Source organism: Agrobacterium sp. OT33 (genome assembly GCF_017313365.1).
Taxonomy (GTDB): Bacteria; Pseudomonadota; Alphaproteobacteria; order Rhizobiales; family Rhizobiaceae; genus Agrobacterium; species Agrobacterium rhizogenes_A.
Genome location: NZ_JAFLMZ010000002.1, coordinates 63,346 through 85,666 on the forward strand (window position 1 = coordinate 63,346; position 22,321 = coordinate 85,666).

General features: G+C 59.9%; 18 protein-coding genes. 9 read left to right on the forward strand and 9 right to left on the reverse strand.

Translation table 11 applies throughout. The annotated features are described in order from the left end of the window. Positions 1-98 precede the first annotated feature (98 nt). From JZX88_RS04325 to JZX88_RS04350, 6 genes are all read right to left on the reverse strand, one after another. Entirely contained in the window at positions 99-1,178 is a 1,080-nt protein-coding gene (locus tag JZX88_RS04325; protein ID WP_206912676.1) for an ABC transporter substrate-binding protein, read from the reverse strand. Between the two features lie 877 nt (positions 1,179-2,055). Then, positions 2,056-2,481, reverse strand: coding sequence for an NUDIX domain-containing protein (locus JZX88_RS04330; protein WP_174029645.1), 426 nt, complete (start codon positions 2,479-2,481; stop codon positions 2,056-2,058). Positions 2,482-2,494: 13 nt separating this feature from the next. Further along, the gene (locus JZX88_RS04335) at positions 2,495-3,991 is read right to left on the reverse strand and encodes a DEAD/DEAH box helicase (protein ID WP_206912678.1); all 1,497 of its coding nucleotides are present in this window, start codon (positions 3,989-3,991) and stop codon (positions 2,495-2,497) included. Between the two features lie 219 nt (positions 3,992-4,210). After that, positions 4,211-5,509: a M23 family metallopeptidase gene (locus JZX88_RS04340; protein WP_110756956.1), complete on the reverse strand. Its 1,299-nt coding sequence runs from the start codon at positions 5,507-5,509 to the stop codon at positions 4,211-4,213. Between the two features lie 110 nt (positions 5,510-5,619). After that, positions 5,620-6,447: a ferritin-like domain-containing protein gene (locus JZX88_RS04345; RefSeq protein WP_110756957.1), complete on the reverse strand. Its 828-nt coding sequence runs from the start codon at positions 6,445-6,447 to the stop codon at positions 5,620-5,622. 14 nt (positions 6,448-6,461) lie between these two features. After that, positions 6,462-6,929 carry a peroxiredoxin gene (locus tag JZX88_RS04350; protein WP_065115935.1) on the reverse strand — a complete coding sequence of 156 codons (468 nt, stop codon included), beginning with the start codon at positions 6,927-6,929 and terminating at the stop codon, positions 6,462-6,464. A 235-nt stretch (positions 6,930-7,164) separates the two neighbouring features. Here JZX88_RS04350 and JZX88_RS04355 point away from each other — a divergent pair, with 235 nt between their 5' ends. Beyond that, entirely contained in the window at positions 7,165-10,548 is a 3,384-nt protein-coding gene (locus tag JZX88_RS04355; RefSeq protein WP_206912681.1) for a DUF3971 domain-containing protein, read from the forward strand. 238 nt (positions 10,549-10,786) lie between these two features. Here JZX88_RS04355 and tyrS read toward each other — a convergent pair whose 3' ends face one another. Next, entirely contained in the window at positions 10,787-12,040 is a 1,254-nt protein-coding gene (tyrS, locus tag JZX88_RS04360) for a tyrosine--tRNA ligase (protein WP_206912682.1), read from the reverse strand. A gap of 148 nt (positions 12,041-12,188) precedes the next feature. Between tyrS and JZX88_RS04365 the strand changes: the two genes are divergently transcribed. After that, positions 12,189-13,310: an anhydro-N-acetylmuramic acid kinase gene (locus JZX88_RS04365; protein WP_206912684.1), complete on the forward strand. Its 1,122-nt coding sequence runs from the start codon at positions 12,189-12,191 to the stop codon at positions 13,308-13,310. A gap of 241 nt (positions 13,311-13,551) precedes the next feature. On the opposite strand, the gene JZX88_RS04370 is transcribed toward JZX88_RS04365, so the two are convergent. Beyond that, complete coding sequence (locus JZX88_RS04370; RefSeq protein WP_035263309.1) at positions 13,552-14,229, reverse strand: alpha/beta hydrolase; 678 nt, start codon at positions 14,227-14,229, stop codon at positions 13,552-13,554. A 212-nt stretch (positions 14,230-14,441) separates the two neighbouring features. Between JZX88_RS04370 and JZX88_RS04375 the strand changes: the two genes are divergently transcribed. From JZX88_RS04375 to sufA, 7 genes are all read left to right on the forward strand, one after another. Then, on the forward strand, positions 14,442-15,611 hold the full coding sequence (locus JZX88_RS04375; protein ID WP_206912686.1) for a cysteine desulfurase family protein: 1,170 nt from the start codon (positions 14,442-14,444) through the stop codon (positions 15,609-15,611). Between the two features lie 199 nt (positions 15,612-15,810). Then, positions 15,811-17,280: a Fe-S cluster assembly protein SufB gene (gene sufB, locus JZX88_RS04380; RefSeq protein WP_020809911.1), complete on the forward strand. Its 1,470-nt coding sequence runs from the start codon at positions 15,811-15,813 to the stop codon at positions 17,278-17,280. Between the two features lie 182 nt (positions 17,281-17,462). Further along, positions 17,463-18,218 carry a Fe-S cluster assembly ATPase SufC gene (gene sufC, locus JZX88_RS04385; protein WP_003522658.1) on the forward strand — a complete coding sequence of 252 codons (756 nt, stop codon included), beginning with the start codon at positions 17,463-17,465 and terminating at the stop codon, positions 18,216-18,218. A 24-nt stretch (positions 18,219-18,242) separates the two neighbouring features. After that, on the forward strand, positions 18,243-19,514 hold the full coding sequence (sufD, locus tag JZX88_RS04390) for a Fe-S cluster assembly protein SufD (protein WP_206912688.1): 1,272 nt from the start codon (positions 18,243-18,245) through the stop codon (positions 19,512-19,514). Then, positions 19,507-20,757, forward strand: coding sequence for a cysteine desulfurase (locus JZX88_RS04395; protein WP_206912690.1), 1,251 nt, complete (start codon positions 19,507-19,509; stop codon positions 20,755-20,757). The genes sufD and JZX88_RS04395 overlap by 8 nt, the downstream gene beginning before the upstream one ends. A 38-nt stretch (positions 20,758-20,795) precedes the next feature. Continuing rightward, positions 20,796-21,179 (forward strand): SUF system Fe-S cluster assembly protein, encoded by a 384-nt coding sequence (locus JZX88_RS04400; protein WP_110756968.1) that lies wholly within the window; start codon positions 20,796-20,798, stop codon positions 21,177-21,179. Between the two features lie 105 nt (positions 21,180-21,284). Further along, complete coding sequence (gene sufA / locus JZX88_RS04405; protein WP_059760334.1) at positions 21,285-21,674, forward strand: Fe-S cluster assembly scaffold SufA; 390 nt, start codon at positions 21,285-21,287, stop codon at positions 21,672-21,674. 204 nt (positions 21,675-21,878) lie between these two features. On the opposite strand, the gene JZX88_RS04410 is transcribed toward sufA, so the two are convergent. Further along, the gene (locus tag JZX88_RS04410; RefSeq protein ID WP_110756970.1) at positions 21,879-22,169 is read right to left on the reverse strand and encodes a hypothetical protein; all 291 of its coding nucleotides are present in this window, start codon (positions 22,167-22,169) and stop codon (positions 21,879-21,881) included. Positions 22,170-22,321: the final 152 nt, after the last annotated feature.

Genomic DNA, 22,321 nt, shown 5'->3' on the forward strand with positions numbered 1-22,321 from the left:
CCTTTAGCATCAAGTATCCGGGTTTGAAACGGTCTGCCGTGCGGTTGCCGATGGTTTTCAGCCGCGCCTTGCCGAATTTCCCGCCGTGCTCACGTCAGCTATTGTCTTTCGGCCTTGTCCGCGGGCTCAAAGCGCTGGCCGTTCCAGCGCTGCAGGCGGTAGGGGTTGTCCGAAAGTTCGTGCGACGGGTTGAAGCCGAGATCGCCGATCACGGTTTTGAAGACGGTTCCGGTCGCCAGTATTTCCGGCGCGGGTTTCGACTGCGCCTGTGCCGCTTCCGCGAGCGCTGCCGTCAGTTCCGCTGCCGCATAAGCGGGCAGGACGTAGCCCTCCGGTTCGATGCCGGCGGCGCGCAATTCGCCGGTGACGGCCTGCGCCGATGGCAATGTGTCATAGGCCGGGCGGGTGATGGCCAGCACATTTGCCGTAAGCGGAACCGGGTTGTTGGCGGCATCCAGCGCATCGCCGCCCATGATGGTGAGGGAGGAATTTTCCGAGGCGGCGTCGCGGGCGACGATAGCGATGTCGTTGCGTTCCGCGCCGATGAAAACGTGGGTGACGCCGGTTCGCGCCAGCCGGCGCACCAGCGCTACCTGCTGCTCCTGGTTCGGCCGCATCGTATCGGCAAAGGTGGGCTTCAGCCCGTTTTCCTCCAGCGTCGAGCGGATACGGTCGATCAATTCGCGGCTGTAGATGGTGCCGTCATCCACAAGGCCTATGGAATGGCCTTTCCAGTCGCGCAGCATGATCTCGGCCGCCCTTTCCGATTCGGCCTTGTCCGAGGGCGCGAAACGGAACAGTGGCCAGCCGTATTTCAGGGCGTCTTCCATCAGGATCGGGGTGCGGCTGGAGAGCGTGATGGCCGGAATGGCGGCCGCTTTCAGCGGCGGCAGAACGTCCTGGAGCGTTTCGGTGCACAGGAAGCCGATCGCCGCGCTGACTTTCGCGGCCACGAGGCCGTCGGCAATTGCGCCGCCGCTGCCATCCTCGCAGCTCTCGTGGATTTCGACGACATCGAGCCCGAGTTTGGCGGCAGCCGCCTTCGCGCCCTGCCGAACCTGCTGCCCCAGAAGCTCATATGGCCCGTTCTGCGGAGCAACAATGCCGATCGACGCCGCGCTTGCTGAGCCCGCAAAGGCAAAACCGGCGATGATCGTTAGCAGGCGAAGTGAAAGCATGACGTGATCGAAATCCTGTTGTTCCGCTTGATGTTTATCGGCAACAAACGGTTTTCCAAAGGAAAAATCGCCGCAACCCCGGCATAATCGCATATCGCCGTCTGCACGGCGGCGGTTTTGACCGCCCGCTATCCGAATCAAGGGCGCGGGAGGTGATAGCACGTTGTAGTTGTTGCCATTCGATATTATTGTCTCTGTTCCAGCTTAATTTTTGCGGATTTGTAAGCCGCTCCCGCATTCTGTGAATGGAGAAGTATCTTCATTATCAGTTGCGAGGATTTTTACTTTATAAAACTGTAACATGTGGTGCGTATAAGCACAGTTTAGCAAGGACGGATTATTGTTTTGCCTCTTAAAGTGCAGTCGCAAAAACTGCCCATTTTGTTTTCACATATTTAACTTGTTGATATTTAATACTAATATTTAGCTTTTCTCCGTGGTGTCACTTTTTCTCCGGGCCTTTTTTCGCATTTGCGAGAAGATTTGCTTGACGGAAAGTAAATGTTTAGCTTAGATATACCTGTTTCAGGGGACGACTGAAATTGGCTGTAACAAGCCTCGGAAAGTGTTCCGGTTATAAGCACTGCCAGACTATATTACATTCTATATTCTATTATTTTCATTACGTATAAACCGCTCCGGGAAACTGGGGCGGTTTTTTACATGGTTCTAATTTAAGCAATTTAAAATTGAATTTGAAAATATTCACGCAAAGCCATTCTCTTATTATTATATTTGCTGAAAATAAATCGCGCAGCCGGCCTGGGGCGAGTGCGGGTAGGGTCCGTTCCGGACCGTTTCACCGCACCCGCTCGTGATTTCAGGACGGTCGTGTCACGGCTTCATACCCGACGGAATCGGTTTGCCTGCCTGCCGGTTATTCGGCCTGTTTCAGGGCCGCCAGCGCGTCTTTTGCAAAAAGGGAAGTGGGTTCGGGAAGGCTGTCGGGATGGAACCAGCCGATTTCGGAAAGCTTGTCCGGTTCGGTTAATGCCGGTTCGCCCTGCGTGTCCCGGGTAACGAAGATCAACGACACCCAGTGATGCCGTTCCGCAGTATCGATATATTCGCTGTGACGGAGAAATTCGATCTTGCCGATTGTCAGGCCGGTCTCTTCCTCGGCCTCCCGCCGTGCCGCGGCGAGGGAGGTTTCGAGGTGATCGACCTTGCCTCCCGGAATACTCCAGTACCCCGCCTCCGGCGCTTTCAGGCGCCGGCAGAGGAGCAGCCGGTCGTCGCGCAATATCGCAAGACCGACGCCGACACCCGGGAAATCGAGGCCTGGTTTGATGGTCGGCGTCATGTTCGTGCCGGCCTCAGCCCTTGGCGTTGGCCACGATCAGCATGAATGCGGGAATGTCGTCGCCGAAGCCGACGGGGGTCGGGCCATCGTCATGGTCGCGATAATGGCGGCGACGGTCACGGTTGTCGTCATTGGCGTGCAGCGGGTTACGAATGTTGCGCTCGGAATTGCGCGGGGTCTTTTCCGGTCTGCGTTCTGCTTTCACCTTGTCGTCTCCGTGAGCCGCGATGTCCGTGTCCGCAGCGGATTGTGCACCCTGATTGATGTTTTCGGCCGGCGATGCGTCGCGACGGTTCCGGTCGCGACCCCTGCCGCCCCGTTCCTTGCCGCGGCGGCCGGAATTGCTTTCAAAGCTTTCCATCGGTGCGGGCAGGGTGGAGAGATCACCGTTCTGCCACTCGATCTTTTCGCCGATCAGCTTTTCGATCGCGTCGAGATATTTGGTGTCGCTCCTGGTGACGATGGTGAAGGCCTTGCCCGAGCGGCCGGCACGGCCGGTACGGCCGATACGGTGGACATAGTCTTCCGAATGAATGGGGATATCGAAATTGAAGACGTGGCTGACATCGGGAATGTCCAGTCCGCGCGCCGCGACATCGGAGGCGACGAGCAGCTTCAGATTGCCGTCCTTGAAGTTCTGCAGCATCGTGGTGCGCGACCGCTGGTCCATGTCGCCATGCAGCGCGCCGACGGAGAAGCCGTGCCGGTCGAGCGACCGGAAGAGATCGGCCACATCCTTCTTGCGGTTGCAGAAGATGATGGCGTTCTTCAGTTCCGCTTCTTCGGCCCGGATGAGATCGCGCAGCACCGCGCGCTTTTCATAATCCTTGTTGTGGGCCGCGACGATGCGCTGGGCGACGGTCTTTGCCGTGGAGGAGGGCTTGGCGACCTCGACACGAACGGGGTTCTGCAGGAAGCGATCGGCCAGCTTCTGAATTTCCGGCGGCATGGTGGCCGAGAAGAACAGCGTCTGGCGGGTAAAGGGGATCATCTTGGCGATACGCTCGATATCGGGGATGAAGCCCATGTCCAGCATGCGGTCGGCTTCGTCGATGACGAGGATTTCCACACCGGTCATCAAAAGCTTGCCGCGTTCGCAATGGTCAAGAAGGCGGCCGGGCGTGCAGATGAGCACATCGGCGCCACGCTCAAGTTTGCGGTCCTGATCTTCGAAGGAAACACCGCCGATGAGAAGGGCAACGTTCAGCTTGTGATTCTTGCCATATTTCTCGAAGTTCTCCGCCACCTGCGCTGCAAGCTCACGGGTCGGCTCGAGGATCAGCGTGCGCGGCATTCTGGCGCGTGCGCGGCCCTTTTCGAGCAGGGTGAGCATCGGCAGAACGAAGGACGCGGTTTTGCCCGTGCCGGTCTGTGCGATACCGCAGATATCACGCTTTTCCAGAGCCGGCGGAATGGCGCCAGCCTGAATGGGTGTCGGCGTCGTGTAGCCGGCATCTGCAATAGCGGAAAGAACTTTTTGGCTCAGGCCAAGATCAGAGAATGTTGTCAAAGGAAGAACTTTTTCCGTTCTGGTTCGGTAAGAACACCTGCGTGCCGCGACGACACTTGCAAAGACTTGGCGCGGGGATATGCCCAAATTGCCGGAAAGTCAAGGAAACAACGGGAAAAGCGCGCGAAACCTCGCCGTTCGGGCGAGGCTTTTTGGCCTGTGGCGCGGTTTCGGGCGATTTATCGTAAAAAGCGCAAAAAAAGCGTTAAAATCGGCCTGTCATTTCAGGTAGGTTTTCAGCTCCGCCCCGGCGACCAGAAACCGCATCGGATCGACCGGCGTATCGTTGCGGCGCACCTCGTAATGCACATGTGGACCGGTGGAGCGGCCGGTGCTACCGGCGCGGCCGATTATGTCGCCGGCTTCGACGCGGTCTCCGGCCTTGACCAGAATGGCGGAGAGGTGACCGAATCGCGTCGAGACGCCCTGGCCGTGATCGATCTCGACCATATTGCCGTAGCCGCCGGAATTTTCCGCGACAGTTACCCTGCCGGCCCCGGTGGATTTGACGTCGGCCCCGGTTTCGGCACGGAAATCGATGCCGGTATGCAGGGCCGGCCGACCCAGAAACGGATCCATCCGATTGCCGAACCGGCTGGTGATCGCCCGGCCGGGGGCGGGGTTGCCGAAGGGCAGGGTGGTTGCGGTTTCCTTGACGGTATCGAGCCGGTTCAGCGCATTGTCGAGATTGGTGAGCGACAGGCTGAAGGGATCGGTCTCACCGCGCTCGGGATCCGCATAGGGGCCGCCGATATCCTCCGTGCCGTTTTCCTCTATCTTCAGACCCGCCTGTCGGATGATGTCCTGCATCGCGCTCGCCTTGTCCTCGGCATCGCTGGTCAGTCTGGCTATGCGCGATATCTGCTGGCGCTCGATATCCTTCAGCGAAAGCGTCACCCGCGAAAATACCCGGTCGGCCCGGTCCGAGGGTGTTTCGCCGGCTTCAGGCACGTAAGCGGCACGTCTGTCGGTTGCCGCGGGCTTTTCGGGCGGCTGTTTGCGTGGCGTCATCAGCTTTTCGATGGCGGAAAGGCCGCCGGAGAGATCGGCGCGTTTTTCGGGCGCCATGGCGTTCGAAAGGGAAGAGGGCGCGGCCGGGGAGGCGGCGATGCCGGAACTTTCGGCGCGCTCGAGCAATTCGCTCATGCGCCCATGCCGCGAGGTCAGCGCCGCCTGCTGTTCCAGCAGCTTTTCCACTTTCTTTTCAACAACCTGCTGGTCAAGCAATTGCCGCGACGTGACGCGGTCCACCTGCGCCCTGAGTGCTGCGATACGGTCTTCATAATCGTTCTGCATGCGGGTCTGGCGCGCCATGGTCGCGCCGATCAGGTCGTCACGCAGGATGAGATAGCCGGTGGCGCCGAGATAGCCGAGCGAAAACAGGCCGATCGTGCAACCGGCAAGCGCGGTCATCCACGGGCGGATCGTCATATGCCGAACCTTCTCGCCGCTCGCCAGAATAAGGACGTGCTGCGACCGCTTTTTGCCGAATACCCGGTTTTCCGCTGTATCAGTCAAAATCTCTCTCCGGACTGGCCGATTTCTCAACGGAAATCATAATTCGTTAAGGTTAACGAAGTTTTGCCGGAGGTATCCGTCTGGCTTGTATCCCGCTGGTAAGGACAGTGTCAGCTCTGGCTGACGGAGGTCAGCGAGCGGTAGAAGGACGGTGTCAGGCCGGCCTCGGCACGGGCGAGGTCGTTGAAGGGCGGTTTCAGCGGCCCGCGGAAATTGGCGCGTACCAGCTGCTTGAAGGTCGCGGCCGGGTCCTTCCTTTCGCGGGCGCAGAGGAACCGGAACCATTTGGCGCCGATGGCGACATGGCCCTTTTCATCATTATAGATGATGTCGAGGACGGCCGCGCTTTCGAGATCGCCGGTTTCCCGCATCCTGGCCTGCAGGGAAGGCGTGACGTCCAGTCCGCGCGCCTCCAGAATGAGCGGCACGACGGCCAGTCGCGCGGTCAGGTCGTTGCGGGTGGAATGCGCCGCCTGCCAGAGCCCGTCATGGGCGGGCAGGTCGCCATAATCAGCCCCGAGGCTTCTGAGCCGGTCTCGCACCAGCCGAAAATGTTTCGCCTCCTCGAAGGCAACCTGCATCCAGCCATCGAAGAAGGAATGCGGAACCGGTTCGCTGGCATAACGCGCGACGATATCGAGCGCGAGATCGACGGCGTTGAGTTCGATATGGGCGATGGCGTGCAGCAGCGCGATGCGGCCCTTGACGCTGTGAAGCGAGCGGCGCTCCACGGCGGTTGGCGGAACGAGATCGGGCTTTTCCGGCCTGCCCGGCCGCTCCGGCAGGGGCGGGTCGAGCGGGGAGCGCAGTGACAGGCGGCGTTCAAACCACCGTGTCGCCGTTTCCTGCGCAAGCGCGGTCTTGCGGTCGAGATCGGCGCTGGCTATGGCGTCGGTCGCCCCGCCGCGCAGGGAGGTGATCTTGAACGGAGGCGTCACAACGGGTCCGTCTCTCAGAGTTTCCCTGCCGCTTCCAGAACGGCCTGCGCGTGGCCCGCAACCTTGACCTTGTTCCATATCTCCGCGATCTTGCCGTCCGGCGCGACAAGGAAGGTGGTGCGTTCGACCCCCATGTATTTCTTGCCATACATGCTTTTTTCCTTCCAGACGCCATAGGCTTCAAGAGCCGTCCGGTCTTCGTCCGAGGCAAGCATGACGGACAATGCATGTTTCGCGGCGAATTTGTCGTGGCTTTTGACGCTGTCGGGGGAAATGCCGATGACGACGGCATTGGCCGCCTCGAATTCACCGCCCAGCGCGCTGAAGTCGATCGCTTCGGCCGTGCAGCCTGACGTATCGTCCTTGGGGTAGAAATAAAGAATGACCGCCTTGCCTTGCAGTTTGGACAATGTCACCGTTCCTTCACCGTTGCGGGGCAAAGTAAAATCCGGAGCCGGGCTGCCAATCGTCAAGTCTGTCATAATCTACCTTTCTTTCGCCGGGATGTTGAGTGAAAGTCGCCACATTCGATATATAGCGAAACCGCGCATCGTCCAGATCACGATTGAGATTTCAGGTCTAATCGGTCTGAAATCTCAATCGTGATCTGGATTAAGGAATTAAAGCGGGATTCCAGACGAAAACCGCTTACACTTTTCGCCATCCCGCTCCGGTGTTGCGGCGAAACGAAAGCTATTCAGGGGCAAGCACGGGCGTATGGCTGAAGTCAGGGGTGAAAAGGTCAAGTTCGGCAGACGCGATATCGTTGCGCTGCACGATCTTCCTTCGGCACAGGCCGAAGATCCCATCATCGTGCATTGCCCGCCGCCGCGCTCCATGGTGCGCGCCTTCGTCAAGATTTTTACGGCGCTTTTTGTGCTCGCCTTCCTGTCCATCGGCGGAATCATTCTTTCCGTCGAGACGGGATCGATCGACACGACGCTTTCCAGCCAGGCGCAGCAGGCGCTGGAACGGGCGCTTGGCCCCCATTACAGCGCGCGGATCGGCTCTTCTGCCATCAGGTTTTCGACCGGGCTTCAGCTTGCGCTCGTGGCCGAGGATGTGGATATCGTCGAGAAGGAATCCGGCCAGCATTTGAGCCGGGCACGGGCCATCGGCATGGCGCTCGATCCGCTCGCGCTGCTGACCGGCCGTATCTCCGTGCAAAGCCTCGAAGCCGATGGCATGGAGCTCGATACGGCGCTTTTGCCCAAGGGCAACGGCTTCGACCTGTCCAGTATCAAGCTCGATGCCGTGCCGCAGCAATTGCAGGGGGCGTTCGAGCAGCTCGACAGGCTTGCCCAGGCATTCTTGAGCAGCGGGACCGAGGAAATCGACATTTCCAGCGTTTCGGTGCATCTGCCGCCCGGCGAGCTTGGGAAACCGCGCACCATAGAGATACGCGAACTGTCGCTGACACCTGACCAGCAGGGCGGATATTCGCTTGATGGCGAGACGCTGTTTAATGGCGAGGTCGCCAGCGTCGCGCTGACCACATCCGGTTCGGGCGGCGTGATCGACGGCTTTCAGGCGCGGATCGATGGTTTCGACATCGGTCCGTTTCTGGAGAAATATGATCCGCAGGGCAATCTTCATGAGGGACTGAACGTCAAGACCGGCGTCAGCATTTTTGCCCGGCGGGCTGCGGAAGGGCGCGAACCGCAGCTGGAAGTATCGGTCGGCATGGGCAACGGAACGCTTCTGATCGGCGGCGAGGCCCAGCCCTTCACGGCCGGCAATGTCAACGCGCATTATGATTTTCAGAAAAGCACCCTGGTGATCGCCAATTCGCGGCTGGAACTCGGGCGAACGATTATACCGGTTGCCGGCGAAATCAGGGATACGGAGGAAGGTTTCGGCCTTTCGCTCCGGATCGACAACGGAATTGCTTCGGCGGAAGCCTCGGGCGAGGAACCGGTTCCCTTCAGCCTGAAGGCGGACGGCCACTACACGGCGGCGACGAAGCAGCTGGAGGTTCCCTCGCTTTACGTCAGCGGCCCGCTCGGAGACATGGCGGGATCGCTGAAAATACGCTTCGGGGAGGGCTCGCCGGAAATCAGCTTCGGCGGGCAGATTCCCAAGATGGAGGCCACGGCGGTCAAGCAGTTGTGGCCGTTCTGGATGGCGCACAAGCCGCGCGACTGGGTGGTGTCCAACCTTTATGGCGGCACCGTTACCAATGGCTCGATCGCGATTTTCATTCCGCAGGGACGGATGTGCGGTCCCGGCTGCCCGCTGGTGCTCGGCGAGAGTGAAATGCAGATCCGCTTCGATATTGACGATACGCGGCTCAACACCACGGGAGATATTCCGCCGCTTCGGGATGTCGACGCGCATTTCAATCTGGTCGGTGGCGGCATGATCGTCGATATCAAGCGGGCGACGTCCTATTTCCCGTCCAACCGGTCGTTGGAGCTGGAAAACAGCCGTTTCCTCATCTCTTCCGTCTATGACAAGCCGCTGCTCGGAAATGTCGAGCTGAACGTTGCCGGTGCCGCCGATGCCGTCGCCGAGCTTGCGACGCTGAAGCCGATCAATGCGCTGAAAGACACCCGGTTCAAGCCCGAGGATTTCACCGGCGACGTGAAGGCCAATGCGAAACTGACCGTCGGCCTGCTTTCCAGCCAGAACCCGCCGCCGCCGGTGTGGACGGCCGATCTCGACTTGAAGAACCTGTCGCTGACGAAGCCCTTTGCCGGCCATAAGGTGACGGCGCTTGACGGTTTCATGGCATTGAACGACCGGCAACTTCTGCTCCAGGGCAAGGGCCGGGTGGATGACGTGCCGATGGATATCGAGATGACGGAGCCGGTGCGCAAGAACAGCGATGTTCCCCCGACGCTTTCTCTCAAGGCGACGCTGAACGAGACACAGGTCGCCAAGCTTGCGCCGGAGCTGTCCTCCGTTCTGGGTGGTACGACGGTGATGGAAGTCAACGGTGCGGACCCGAAACGGCAGGACATCCGGCTCGATCTGACGAGGGCGTCGATCATCCTGCCGGGGCTCGGCTGGAGCAAGGGCATCGGCATTCCGGCAAAAGCCGCCTTCACCATGGAAGCGGCGGATGGCCGCACGACGATCAGCGGTTTTTCCCTCGACGGTGACGGCTTTGGCGCCGCCGGCGATATTGCCTTCACCAAGAACGGGTTGATTTCGGCCGATCTCAGCCGCGTGCAGCTGTCGCCTTCCGATAATTATGCCGTTTCCGTCGCGGCATCCAGGAACGGCTACACCATCAATGCTTCCGGGAAATCCGCCGATGTCCGGCCTTTCCTCTCGAAGCTGCGCAGCTCTTCCGGGGGCGGTGATGGTGCGTCACGTTCGCAGCCGTCGCTTGCCATCAAGACGCAGTTCGACAAGGTCTATGGTTTCAACGATGAAGTCCTGGCCAATGTCACTTCCGATGTCAGCGTGCGCGACGGCAAGGTCCGTTCGATCGATTTTCGCGGTGTCACCGGAAACGGCCAGGCGGTTGTGGCGCAGACCACCAATCGCGGAGCCACGGGAACAGTGGCGCTCACCAGCAGCGATGCCGGGTCGCTCGCCCGTTTTGCCAATATCTACAGCCGCATTCGCGGCGGCCTTCTCAACCTTGCGCTGACGACTTCCAATGGCAGCGACTGGAGCGGCTCGCTCGACCTGCGCAATTTTGCCGTCGTCAATGAAGCCAAGCTGCAGGACATTGTCGCCACGCCAACCGGTGAGGACGGCAGGAGCCTCAACAATGCCGTTCGCCGCAATATCGATGTCAGTTCGGAGAAATTCCAGCGCGGTTTTGCCCGGGTCGTCTACGTCAACGGTTCGGTTGCCGTGGAAAACGGCGTGGTGCGCGGCGAGCAGATCGGCGCGACCTTCCAGGGTCTGCTGAAAGACCAGAACGGCCGTATGGACATGACCGGTACCTTCATGCCCGCCTATGGCCTGAACCGGCTGTTCGGCGAGCTGCCCTTTATCGGCATCTTTCTCGGCAATGGCCGCGACCGGGGTCTGCTCGGCATCACCTTCAAACTGTCCGGCCAGACGGACCAGCCGAAGCTGACGATCAACCCGCTGTCGCTGATCGCGCCTGGCGTCTTCCGGCAGATTTTCGAATTTCAGTGAATGGAGCGTCGCAAAGCTTGGCGCAAGCGGCTGTTTGGCGAGAACTGGTCACTCGCACTCCGTCACCCCGGACCTGATCCGGGGTCCAGTGCGATCAAGTCCTTGATCGCGCGAGAGCCCTTTCACGGCGCAGACGCGCCATGGCTGGATGCCCGATCTAGTCCGGCATGACGGAATTGGGGGTATCGGTGCATCGAGGACCGCTTCCGCAGTCCTCGATGCGATGTTTTTGTAAGTCTTACGCCGGGCGAACCAGAACGTGTTTCTTCTTGCCGACCGACAGCTTGATGACGCCGTCGCCGGTCACTTCACCGGTGCCGATCATCTGGCGCTCGTCGGAAACACCCTGATCGTTGATCTTCACCGCGCCGCCCTGAACGTGACGGCGGGCTTCGCCGTTCGAACCGGCAAGGCCGGCGCGGACGATGAGGGAGAGGACGCCGACGCCGGCTTCGAGTTCGGATGTCGGAACCTCGATGGAGGGCAGGTTTTCAGCGAGCGCACCTTCCTCGAAGGTCTTGCGCGCCGTCTCGGCCGCTTCTTCCGCTGCGGCACGGCCATGCAGGATCGCCGTCACTTCGGTTGCGAGGATCTTCTTCGCCTCGTTGATCTCCGATCCGCCAAGGGCGGCGATACGGGCGATTTCATCCATGGGCAGGGTGGTGAAGAGCTTGGCGAAGCGAACGACGTCGGCATCTTCCGTATTGCGCCAGTATTGCCAGAAATCATAGACCGGCAGCAGGTCCTTGTTCAGCCACACGGCGCCCGATGCCGACTTGCCCATCTTCGCACCCGAAGAGGTGGTCAGAAGCGGCGAGGTCAACGCGTAAAGCTGCGGCGTCCCCATGCGGTGACCGAGATCGATGCCGTTGATGATGTTGCCCCACTGATCCGAACCGCCCATCTGCAGGCGGCAACCGGTGCGCTGGTTCAGCTCCACGAAATCGTAGGCCTGCAGGATCATGTAGTTGAATTCGAGGAAGGACAGCGACTGCTCGCGGTCGAGGCGCGTCTTCACGCTGTCGAAGGACAGCATGCGGTTGACCGAGAAATGGCGGCCGACATCGCGCAGGAATTCGAGGTAGTTGAGGCCGCGCAGCCAGTCGGCATTGTTGATCATCAGCGCCGGATTGGTGGCGCGGTCGTAATCGAGGTAATTGGCGAAGACATGCTTGAGCGAGGTGATGTTGTCCTCGATCATGTCGATCGTCATCAGCTTGCGGGCCTCTTCCTTGAAGGAAGGGTCACCCACCATGCCGGTGCCGCCGCCCATCAGCGAGATCGGCTGGTGGCCGGTCTTCTGCATCCAGTGCAGCATCATGATCTGGGTGAGGTGGCCGACATGCAAACTCGAAGCCGTCGGGTCATAGCCGATATAGGCGGTCACGGTTTCCTTGGCGAACAGTTCGTCGAGACCTGCCTCATCGGAGATCTGGTGAATGAAGCCGCGCTCATCGAGCGTGCGGAGGAAATCGGACTTGAACCTGGACATAACCTTTTACTTTCTGGTTTGATCTTTGCCGTCATCGAGAACCAATGAACGTCGCGGCTTTATCATTGTTTTTTGAAATGTGCACCCGTTTCGGCCATGAATATCGGGATTCACTCCATGATGATTCGAGATTGCAGGGGAGCGGCAGGTGGGCGAGGTCAAAACGGCGATCGGGCTGATGAGCGGCACATCGATGGACGGCATCGATATCGCCCTGTTGCGCACGGATGGCGAAAGCGTGGTGCGGCATGGGCCAAGCGGATATTTCCCCTATGATCCGGGCTTGCGCGCCATCTGGCAGAAGGCATTGGTTACGGCCAAAACCATTCGTGAGCGGCGCGAACGTCCCGGCGATCTGGCGGAGGCCGAGCGCAAGCTGACGCTTGCCCATGCGGCGGCGGTGAAATCCTTCCTCCACCGTCACCGGCTTCTGCCCGGTGATATCGATGTCATCGGGTTTCATGGACAGACCGTGCTGCACCGGCCGGATGAGGCACTGACCGTACAGATCGGCGACGGCGCGCTGCTAGCCTCCGAAACCGGCATCGACGTGGTGTACGACATGCGGGCCAACGACATGGTCCATGGCGGGCAGGGCGCGCCGCTGATCCCCGCTTATCACATGGCGCTTTCCGCCAACTTGCCTGACGGGTTCGAAACGCCCGCCGTTTTCGTCAATATCGGCGGTATCTCCAATCTGACTTATATCGGTGAGGCGGGGCGGCTTGCCGCTTTCGATAGCGGCCCCGGCAACATGCTGATCGACCAGTGGATCGAAGCGCATACGGGTAAGGCTTTCGACAAGGGCGGTAGAACGGCGGCGGGCGGCAGCGTCGTGGCGCCGCTGGTGGCGCGTTATATGGAAAGCCCGTTCTTCTCGGCCAACATCCGCCGTTCGCTGGACCGTGGCGATTTTCTGCCGCCGAAAAAAGGGGAAGTCTCGCTGGCGGACGGGGCACGGACGCTGGCGCATCTGACTGGTGCCGCGATCCTCAAGTCCGCAAGTTACCTGCCGGAGGCGGCGAAGACCTATGTGGTCTGTGGCGGCGGGCGGCTCAATCCGGTCATCATGGCGGAATTTGCCGAGCTTGCCGCAAAGGTGGGCGCGCGGGTGATCGCTGCGGAAGAGGCGGGTTTTGATGGCGGGGCGATGGAGGCGGAGGCCTGGGCCTATCTGGCCGTGCGTTCGCTGAAGGGGTTGCCGCTGACCTATCCCGGTACGACGGGGGTGAGGGAGCCGGTGACGGGTGGGGTTTTGGTGAGGGTTTAATAGACGGCGGCGGGTGTGGCTTACCCCCCTCTGCCCTGCCGGGCATCTCCCCCTCAAGGGGGGAGATCGAATCGCGGCAGCCTTTCGACCATCTTGAACGTCGCAGCTGAGGCGAAGAGTAAGCCTCCTGCCAATCTCCCCCCTTGAGGGGGAGATGCCCGGCAGGGCAGAGGGGGGTAAGCCACACCCACCGTCGATCATTGTAGATAAATCGAGACCTGCGTTAGAAAGGTGCGGCCAATCACCGAATACGCTTGGCCGCCGGTTCCGGCACAAGCTCACCGTTCAGGCGACGGTCGAGGTAATCCTCGCATTCGCCCATCAGATCATCCACCTTGCCGTTGAAGAAGTGGTTGGCGCCGGGAACGGTGCGGTGGGTGATGAGGATGCCCTTCTGGGTCTTCAGCTTTTCAACGAGGCCATTGACGTCCTTCTCAGGCGCGACCTTGTCGCTGTCACCATTGATGATGAGGCCGGAGGAAGGGCAGGGAGCGAGGAAGGAGAAATCGTAGGTATTGGGCTGCGGCGCAATCGACATGAAGCCTTCGATTTCCGGGCGGCGCATCAGAAGCTGCATGCCGATCCAGGCACCGAAGGAATAACCCGCGACCCAGCAGCTTTTCGAATCGGGATGCAGGCTCTGCACCCAGTCGAGCGCGGAGGCGGCATCGGAAAGTTCGCCGGCGCCGTGATCGAACTCACCCTGGCTGCGGCCGATGGAACGGAAGTTGAACCGGAGCGTCGTGAAACCGCGCTTCTGGAAAAGATAAAACAGCTGATAGACGATCTGGTTGTTCATCGTGCCGCCGAATTGCGGATGCGGATGAAGGATGATCGCGATCGGCGCGCTCTTTTCCTTGGAGGGTTGATAACGGCCTTCGAGGCGACCCGCAGGGCCGTTAAAGATGACTTCGGGCATTGGTACTCCGGTCCGTGTTTTTTCGTTCCCGAACCGCATTCTGCCAATGAGAAGACTTGACGAACTGTGTCAGCTTTTCTAGAACGCAGTTTAGAACAATTCGAAACTTTGCGTGTGCTTAAGCACTCGGGTGGTGTCATAAGGCAAGCGCAACTGTAATTTCAAGAAAAATGCGTTTTTGCGCATTGAAGATTGGATAAAGCCTCACCGCCATGACGGGTTTGACGCGCACATATATGGACTGGAACGCCACGGCGCCGCTTCTGCCCGCCGTGCGTGATGTTCTTGTCTCCGCGCTCGATCTTGCCGGTAACCCGTCTTCGGTTCACCGGGAAGGGCGCGCGGCCCGTGCGGCCGTCGAGGCCGCCCGGCGCGAGGTTGCGGCACTTGCCGGTGCGCAGGCTGCCCATGTCACCTTTACCAGCGGAGCGACGGAAGCCGCCAATCTGGTGCTGACACCCGAGTTCAAAATGGGGCGCAGCCCGGTGCGGGTCAGTCGCCTTTACGTTTCGGCCATTGAACATCCGGCTTTCCGCGAAGGCGGGCGGTTCGGCAAGGATGACGTAACGGAAATTCCTGTTACGTCAGCGGGCGTTCTCGACCTTGCGGCGCTCGAGGCGCTGCTGGCATCACACGATGCCGCTGCCGGTCTGCCGATGGTTGCCTGCATGCTGGTGAACAATGAAACCGGCATAGTTCAGCCGGTGGCGGAAGCGGCGCGGCTGGTACATGCGGCGGGCGGATTGATGGTTGTCGACGCCGTGCAGGCGGCAGGCCGCATTCCACTCGATATCAATGTTCTCGACGCCGATTTCCTCGTCGTCTCGTCCCACAAGCTTGGCGGCCCCAAGGGTGCCGGCGCTCTCATTTCGCGCGGTGAGGTGATGATGCCGAAGCCGCTGATCCATGGCGGCGGGCAGGAAAAGGGGCATCGCTCGGGTACGGAAAATACCCTGTCCGTCATCGGTTTCGGTGCTGCGGCGGCTGTTGCGACCCTGAATGTGGGCGTTGAAGCGGCGCGTCTTGCCGCTTTGCGGGCGCGACTGGAGGACGGCATGCGGGTGAGTGCGCCCGACGTGATCATTCACGGCGAGGATGTCGCCCGTGTCGGCAATACCACGTTTTTCACCCTGCCTGGCCTGAAGGCGGAAACGGGGCAGATCGCCTTCGATATAGAAGGTATTGCGCTGTCTGCCGGTTCGGCCTGCTCATCCGGCAAGGTGGGGGAAAGCCATGTGCTGAGCGCGATGGGGCATGATCCCAAGCTCGGTGCGCTCAGGATTTCGCTTGGCCATGCGACTGACGAGGCGGACATAGACAGGACGCTTGCGGCGTTCACGAAGATTGCCGGGCGGCGCAAGCTTTCCGGTCAGGCCGCTTGAAAAAGCGGCAAAGAATTGCGGAATCGCAAATTTCCGCTTGCCGGGATGTGTGAAAAGCGCCATCCCGCACCTACATGGGTATAAGCTCCGCCCCGGCTGACGGCTCGGAACGATTTGCCCGAAGATGAATAAGGCGGCTTTCCGCCTTGATACGTTGACAAGCCACCGGACCTTGGCTCCGGCGAGATTGGAGAACGACATGGCAGCGGTTCAGGAAACGATCGATCAGGTCCGCCAGATCGATGTGGACCAGTATAAATACGGCTTCGAAACCAATATCGAAGTCGACAAGGCCCCGAAGGGCCTTTCGGAAGAGGTGATCCGTTTCATCTCGGCCAAGAAGCAGGAGCCGGAATGGATGCTGGAATGGCGTCTTGAGGCTTACAAGCGCTGGCTGACGATGGAAGAGCCGACCTGGGCGCGCGTCAGCTACCCCAAGATCGATTTCAACGACCTTTATTATTACGCCGCGCCGAAGACCGCGCCCGGCCCGAAGTCGCTCGATGAAGTCGACCCGGAGCTTTTGAAGGTCTATGAGAAGCTCGGCATTCCGCTGAAGGAACAGGAAATCCTCGCCGGCGTCGAAAAGCGCCCGGTGGCCGTGGATGCCGTGTTCGACAGCGTCTCGGTCGTCACCACCTTCAAGGCGGAACTGGCGAAAGCCGGTGTCATCTTCATGTCGATTTCGGAAGCCGTGCGCGAGCATCCGGAACTGGTGAAGAAATATCTCGGTTCGGTCGTTCCGACGACGGACAATTTCTACGCGACGCTGAACTCGGCCGTCTTCACCGACGGTTCCTTCGTCTTCGTGCCGAAGGGCGTGCGGTGCCCGATGGAGCTTTCCACCTATTTCCGCATCAACGAGAAGAACACCGGCCAGTTCGAGCGCACGTTGATCATCGCCGAAGAGGGGGCTTACGTCTCCTATCTGGAAGGCTGCACGGCGCCTCAGCGCGACGAGAACCAGCTTCACGCCGCCGTTGTCGAACTGGTGGCGCTTGATGACGCCGAAATCAAATATTCCACCGTCCAGAACTGGTATCCGGGCGACAAGGAAGGCAAGGGCGGCATCTACAACTTCGTGACCAAGCGCGGTGATTGCCGTGGTGACCGTTCGAAGATTTCGTGGACGCAGGTGGAAACCGGCTCGGCCATCACTTGGAAATACCCGTCCTGCATTCTGCGCGGCGATGACAGCCGTGGCGAATTTTATTCGATCGCGGTCTCCAACGGCCACCAGCAGATCGATAGTGGCACCAAGATGATCCATCTCGGCAAGAACACGTCGAGCCGCATCATCGCCAAGGGCATTGCCGCCGGTTTTTCGGAAAACGTCTATCGCGGCCAGGTGTCTGCCCACCGCAAGGCGACCAACACGCGCAATTTCACGCAGTGCGACAGCTTGCTGATTGGCGACAAGTGCGGCGCGCATACTGTGCCCTATATCGAGGCGAAGAATTCCTCCGCTCATTTCGAGCATGAGGCGACGACGTCGAAGATTTCCGAAGACCAGCTGTTCTATTGCCTGCAGCGCGGCATTCCCGAGGAAGCGGCGATCGCACTGATCGTCAACGGCTTCGTCAAGGAAGTCATTCAGGAGCTGCCGATGGAATTTGCCGTGGAAGCGCAGAAGCTGATCGGCATTTCGCTGGAAGGAAGCGTGGGTTAACTCTTGCTCAACGTCATCCTCGGGCTTGACCCGAGGATCTACGGCCCTTGGCCTGAGCAGAGACAACCCACTTCCTGGATCCTCGGGTCAAGCCCGAGGATGACGGATGAGAGATTTGAGACAAGCCCTGACGGGGCGCACGAGGCGGTCCTTGAAACCGCACCATGAACAGGAACAAAACCATGCTTGAAATCATCGACCTGCACGCAAAGATCGCCGATACCGAAACCGAGATCATCAAGGGTCTCAACCTGAAGGTTGCCGCCGGTGAGGTCGCCGCCATCATGGGGCCGAACGGTTCCGGCAAGTCGACGCTGTCCTACATCCTGTCGGGCCGTGAGGACTATGAAGTCACCTCCGGTGACATTCTTTATAACGGCGAAAGCATTCTGGAACTGGATGCGGCGGAACGCGCTGCCAAAGGCATTTTCCTTGCCTTCCAGTATCCGGTCGAAATTCCCGGCGTCGCCACCATGCAGTTCCTCAAGGTTGCGATGAACGAGCAGCGCAAGGCGCGCGGCGAGTCTGAGTTGACGACGCCGGACTTCATCCGCCGCGTCAAGGAAGCCGCCGGCGATCTGAAGATCGACATGGAGATGCTGAAGCGTCCGCTCAACGTCGGCTTTTCCGGTGGTGAGAAGAAGCGCGCCGAAATCCTGCAGATGGCGCTCTTGGAGCCGAAGCTCTGCGTTCTCGATGAAACCGATAGCGGTCTCGACATCGACGCCCTGAAGATCGTGGCTGACGGCGTCAACGCGCTGAAGTCGCCGGATCGCGCCACCGTCGTCATCACCCACTATCAGCGCCTGCTCGATTACATCGTGCCTGACAGCGTTCACGTTCTCTACAAGGGCAAGATCATCCGCTCGGGTGACAAGGCTCTGGCGCTGGAGCTGGAAAACAACGGTTACGCCGACATCATCGGTGAAGCGGCCTAAGCCAGAGGCCAGGAGGTGATGTCCATGAACATTCAAGCTACCAATCGGCTGACGCCAGCGGAAACCGCGCTGGTCGATGCCTATACCGCCAAGTTCAGCGAACTGCCGGGCGACGGCGCTGTTGTTGCCGCCCGTGACGTGCTGTTTGATGATCTGAAGACCGGCGGTCTTCCGACCCGCCGCATCGAAGCATGGCACTATACCGATCTGAAAAGCCTGCTGCGTGCCGTTCCGGAAGACCGGCCCGCGCCGGTTATCGAGAAGCAGGCGCCGACGATTGCCGGTTCGCTGGTTGCCTATATGCAGCACGGCACGGCCGATATCGGCAAGATTGAAGACATCCGCGTGTCGCGCTTTGCCGAGAGCCTGGCTGATGGTTCCGCTGCCGCAGGTCTTGCGGAAGCCAGCAAGGATGACGCGATCGGCCGCATCAACGGCAGCTTCGTGCGCGATGGTCTGGTGCTCGAGATTCCTGATGATGCCGAGATAGAAAAGCCGATCGAATTGCAGGCGGTCCATGGCGCAGGCCAGGTTCACAGCCGCTTCCCGGTCCGTTTCGGCAAGGGTTCCAAGGCAACCGTCATCGAGCGTCACCTTTCGGTGACTTCGGATGCAGCCTTTGTTTCCTCCGTTACCGACATCGTCGTTGAAGACGGCGCGGAAGTGACCTGGATCATCCTGCAGCAGCAGGGTGCCGCCGATATCCACCTTGGCCAGCTGCGCATGAAAATCGGGGCGGACGCCAAGATTCGCCTGTTCATTGTCAATGCCGGCGGCAAGCTGGTGCGACAGGAACTGCGCATCGATGTGGAAGGCGAGGGCACGGACCTCATCGTTCGTGGCGTCAACCTTTTGGGTGGCGAAACCCATACCGACGTGACGATGGTTCTTGGCCACAACGTGCCGAACACGACCTCCACGGAAGTATTCCGCAACGTGGTGTTCGACCGTGCCAAGGGCATTTTCCAGGGCATGATCCGGGTGGCGCCCGATGCCCAGAAGACCGACGCGAAGATGGCTTGCAATACGCTGCTGATGTCCGACGATGGCGAGTTTTCGGCAAAGCCGGAACTGGAAATCTTCGCCGACGACGTTCAGTGCGGCCATGGTGCGACGGTTGCCGATATCAGCGACAACCATCTCTACTACCTGATGGCGCGCGGCGTACCGCGGGCAAAGGCACGGGCGATGCTCGTCAACGCCTTCGTCGCCGAGATCGTCGAGGAACTGGAAGAAGAAAATCTGGTAGAGGCGCTGGAGACGATCATCTCCGGCTGGCTGGAACATCATGCCTGAGAGCGAACGCGCCGCAGTGGCGGCCCCTTATGACATCGAAGCCGTGCGCCGGGATTTCCCGATCCTGTCGCGCGAGGTCTATGGCAAGCCGCTGGTCTATCTCGACAACGGCGCGTCCGCTCAAAAACCGCAGGTGGTGATCGACGCCGTTTCGCATGCCTATGCGAACGAATATGCCAATGTGCATCGCGGCCTGCATTTCCTCTCCAATGCCGCAACCGACGCCTATGAGGCGGCGCGCGAAAAGGTGCGCCGGTTCCTGAACGCCGGTTCGGTGGACGAGATCGTCTTCACCAAATCCTCCACCGAGGCGATCAATACGGTTGCCTATGGTTATGGCATGCCCAAGATCGGCGAGGGCGACGAGATCGTCATTTCGATCATGGAGCATCACTCCAACATCGTGCCGTGGCATTTCATCCGCGAGCGGCAGGGCGCCAAGCTCGTCTGGGTGCCTGTGGACGATGACGGTGCGTTCCACATCGAGGCTTTCGAAAAGAGCCTGACGGAGCGCACCAGGCTCGTTGCCATCACCCATATGTCGAATGCGCTCGGCACCATCGTGCCGGTCAAGGAAATATGCCGCATCGCCCATGAGCGCGGCATTCCGGTTTTGATCGATGGCAGCCAGGGCGCTGTTCACATGCCGGTCGATGTGCGCGATATCGATTGCGACTGGTATGTGATGACCGGCCACAAGCTTTACGGCCCCTCGGGCATTGGCGTGCTCTATGGCAAGGCGGATCGCCTGCGCGAGATGCGGCCGTTCCAGGGCGGCGGCGAGATGATCCTCGACGTTTCCGAAGACAATGTGACCTACAACGAGCCGCCGCACCGTTTCGAAGCGGGCACGCCGCCTATCGTGCAGGCCATTGGCCTCGGTTACGCGCTTGATTACATGGACAATCTCGGTCGTGCCGCGATTGCTGCTCACGAGGCCGATCTTGCCGCTTACGCCGCGGAGCGCCTGCGCGAGATCAATTCGCTGCGCATCATCGGCAATGCGCCTGATAAGGGCGGTATCTTCTCCTTCGAGCTTGAGGGCATTCACGCCCATGATGTTTCGATGGTGATCGACCGGCGCGGCGTTGCCGTGCGGGCCGGCACCCATTGCGCCATGCCGCTCTTGAAACGGTTCGGCGTCACCTCCACATGCCGGGCATCGTTCGGCCTTTACAATACCCGCGCCGAAGTAGACTCTCTTGTTGAGGCGCTGGACTATGCGCGCAAATTTTTCGCCTGATATCGGGATTTGAGAGATCAGGATTGAGGTTTAAGACCATGACTGCCGAAGCCACTGCAAAGACCCAGGATGCGACCGAAGCTCAGGAAAAGGTTTCGACCATTCCGCCGGATGAGTTGGCACGCCTCAGCGACGATGTGATCGCGGCGCTGAAGACCGTCTACGACCCGGAAATTCCGGCCGATATCTTCGAACTCGGTCTCGTCTACAAGATCGACATCGAGGATGACCGGATGGTGAAGATCGTCATGACGCTGACGGCGCCCGGCTGCCCGGTGGCCGGTGAAATGCCGGGCTGGGTGGAAAACGCGGTTGGTGCTGTCGAGGGTGTTTCCGGCGTCGAGGTATCGATGACCTTCGATCCGCCGTGGACACCGGACCGTATGTCGGAAGAAGCACAGGTCGCCGTCGGCTGGTACTGACGTGATTTTGACGGATGTCATCCCTTGATGACATCGTCCGGCGCACTTAAATTGAATTCCATAAGCATCGAGCCTTGAACTCGATTGTCGAAGGAGAATGGGCCCATGGGCTTTGCGATCATGACCATGACCGGGGCTGCCGCCTCGCGTGTTAAAGCAATCGTCGAAAATTCCGGACCGGATGCCAGGGGCGTGCGCGTCGGCATCAAGAAGGGTGGCTGCGCGGGCATGGAATATACCATCGATCTCGTGACCGAGCCGGATGCGAAGGACGATCTGGTCGAATTCGAAGGGGCGAAGGTCTGGGTTCAGCCTTCCGCCGTGCTTTATCTGCTCGGCACCCAGATGGATTTCGAAGTGACCAAGATGCGCTCCGGTTTCACCTTCAACAATCCGAACCAGACATCCGCCTGCGGCTGCGGTGAATCGGTTGAGCTGAAACCTGCCGATCTGGCGGCGCTGGCGAAGCAGCGTGAGGCTGAAGCGAGCGTTTGATCGCTTGCGTGGGCTCTTCGATGGCGCGGGGGGCCTTTCATTGTGCACGCAGCATTCCTGCAAACGCGACGTCATCCTCGGGCTTGACCCGAGGATCCATTCCCCTCACATCGCATGAAATGTGCGTAGATCCTCGGGTCAAGCCCGAGGATGACGGAGGACAGGTCTGAGCTTCCGTTTCCCGGAACTGATTGTCACCGGAAATCAGTTCTCGGAGGACGATGACTGCTGTTTCAGCGTATCGATAAAATCCGCCAGCGGATGAATCGATGGCGTCGTCATCAACAGCGACTCGAGAGCCGCAGCGATCTTCCCGCAATCCTCCCCGGCAAGTGACCGAAGGCTTGAGCTGACTTTGTTGTAGTCGGGCGTCCCGCGTGACGCGAGGGAGCGATTGATCACAAACAGCTCCGTCTGTCCGTCAATCCGTTCGACGAAGAGGGCGAGCGAACCGCCGTCTGCGGCAGCGGCGCTGTCCGATACCGATTTGAACATCCAAACTCCATCCGGTAAACTTGAGGGCGAGCCTATCCGATTGACGCCCTGACGCAAGACCAGCAAGGTTGTCGGATATTCTGCGAGGTTTGGCGGAGGGGCGGAACCTCCTGCCGCCCATGCTGGAAGGCGTTTCGGACCGCCGGCAGGAT

Excerpts from the sequence above, each read along its gene's own strand:
- JZX88_RS04325 (WP_206912676.1), bottom strand. The coding sequence starts at position 1,178 with ATGCTTTCACTTCGCCTGCTAACGATCATCGCCGGTTTTGCCTTTGCG.
- JZX88_RS04355 (WP_206912681.1), top strand. The coding sequence starts at position 7,165 with ATGGCTGAAGTCAGGGGTGAAAAGGTCAAGTTCGGCAGACGCGATATC.
- JZX88_RS04330 (WP_174029645.1), bottom strand. The coding sequence starts at position 2,481 with ATGACGCCGACCATCAAACCAGGCCTCGATTTCCCGGGTGTCGGCGTC.
- sufD (WP_206912688.1), top strand. The coding sequence starts at position 18,243 with ATGAACATTCAAGCTACCAATCGGCTGACGCCAGCGGAAACCGCGCTG.
- JZX88_RS04375 (WP_206912686.1), top strand. The coding sequence starts at position 14,442 with ATGACGGGTTTGACGCGCACATATATGGACTGGAACGCCACGGCGCCG.
- tyrS (WP_206912682.1), bottom strand. The coding sequence starts at position 12,040 with ATGTCCAGGTTCAAGTCCGATTTCCTCCGCACGCTCGATGAGCGCGGC.
- JZX88_RS04400 (WP_110756968.1), top strand. The coding sequence starts at position 20,796 with ATGACTGCCGAAGCCACTGCAAAGACCCAGGATGCGACCGAAGCTCAG.
- JZX88_RS04410 (WP_110756970.1), bottom strand. The coding sequence starts at position 22,169 with ATGTTCAAATCGGTATCGGACAGCGCCGCTGCCGCAGACGGCGGTTCG.
- sufA (WP_059760334.1), top strand. The coding sequence starts at position 21,285 with ATGGGCTTTGCGATCATGACCATGACCGGGGCTGCCGCCTCGCGTGTT.
- sufB (WP_020809911.1), top strand. The coding sequence starts at position 15,811 with ATGGCAGCGGTTCAGGAAACGATCGATCAGGTCCGCCAGATCGATGTG.
- JZX88_RS04395 (WP_206912690.1), top strand. The coding sequence starts at position 19,507 with ATGCCTGAGAGCGAACGCGCCGCAGTGGCGGCCCCTTATGACATCGAA.
- JZX88_RS04370 (WP_035263309.1), bottom strand. The coding sequence starts at position 14,229 with ATGCCCGAAGTCATCTTTAACGGCCCTGCGGGTCGCCTCGAAGGCCGT.
- sufC (WP_003522658.1), top strand. The coding sequence starts at position 17,463 with ATGCTTGAAATCATCGACCTGCACGCAAAGATCGCCGATACCGAAACC.
- JZX88_RS04350 (WP_065115935.1), bottom strand. The coding sequence starts at position 6,929 with ATGACAGACTTGACGATTGGCAGCCCGGCTCCGGATTTTACTTTGCCC.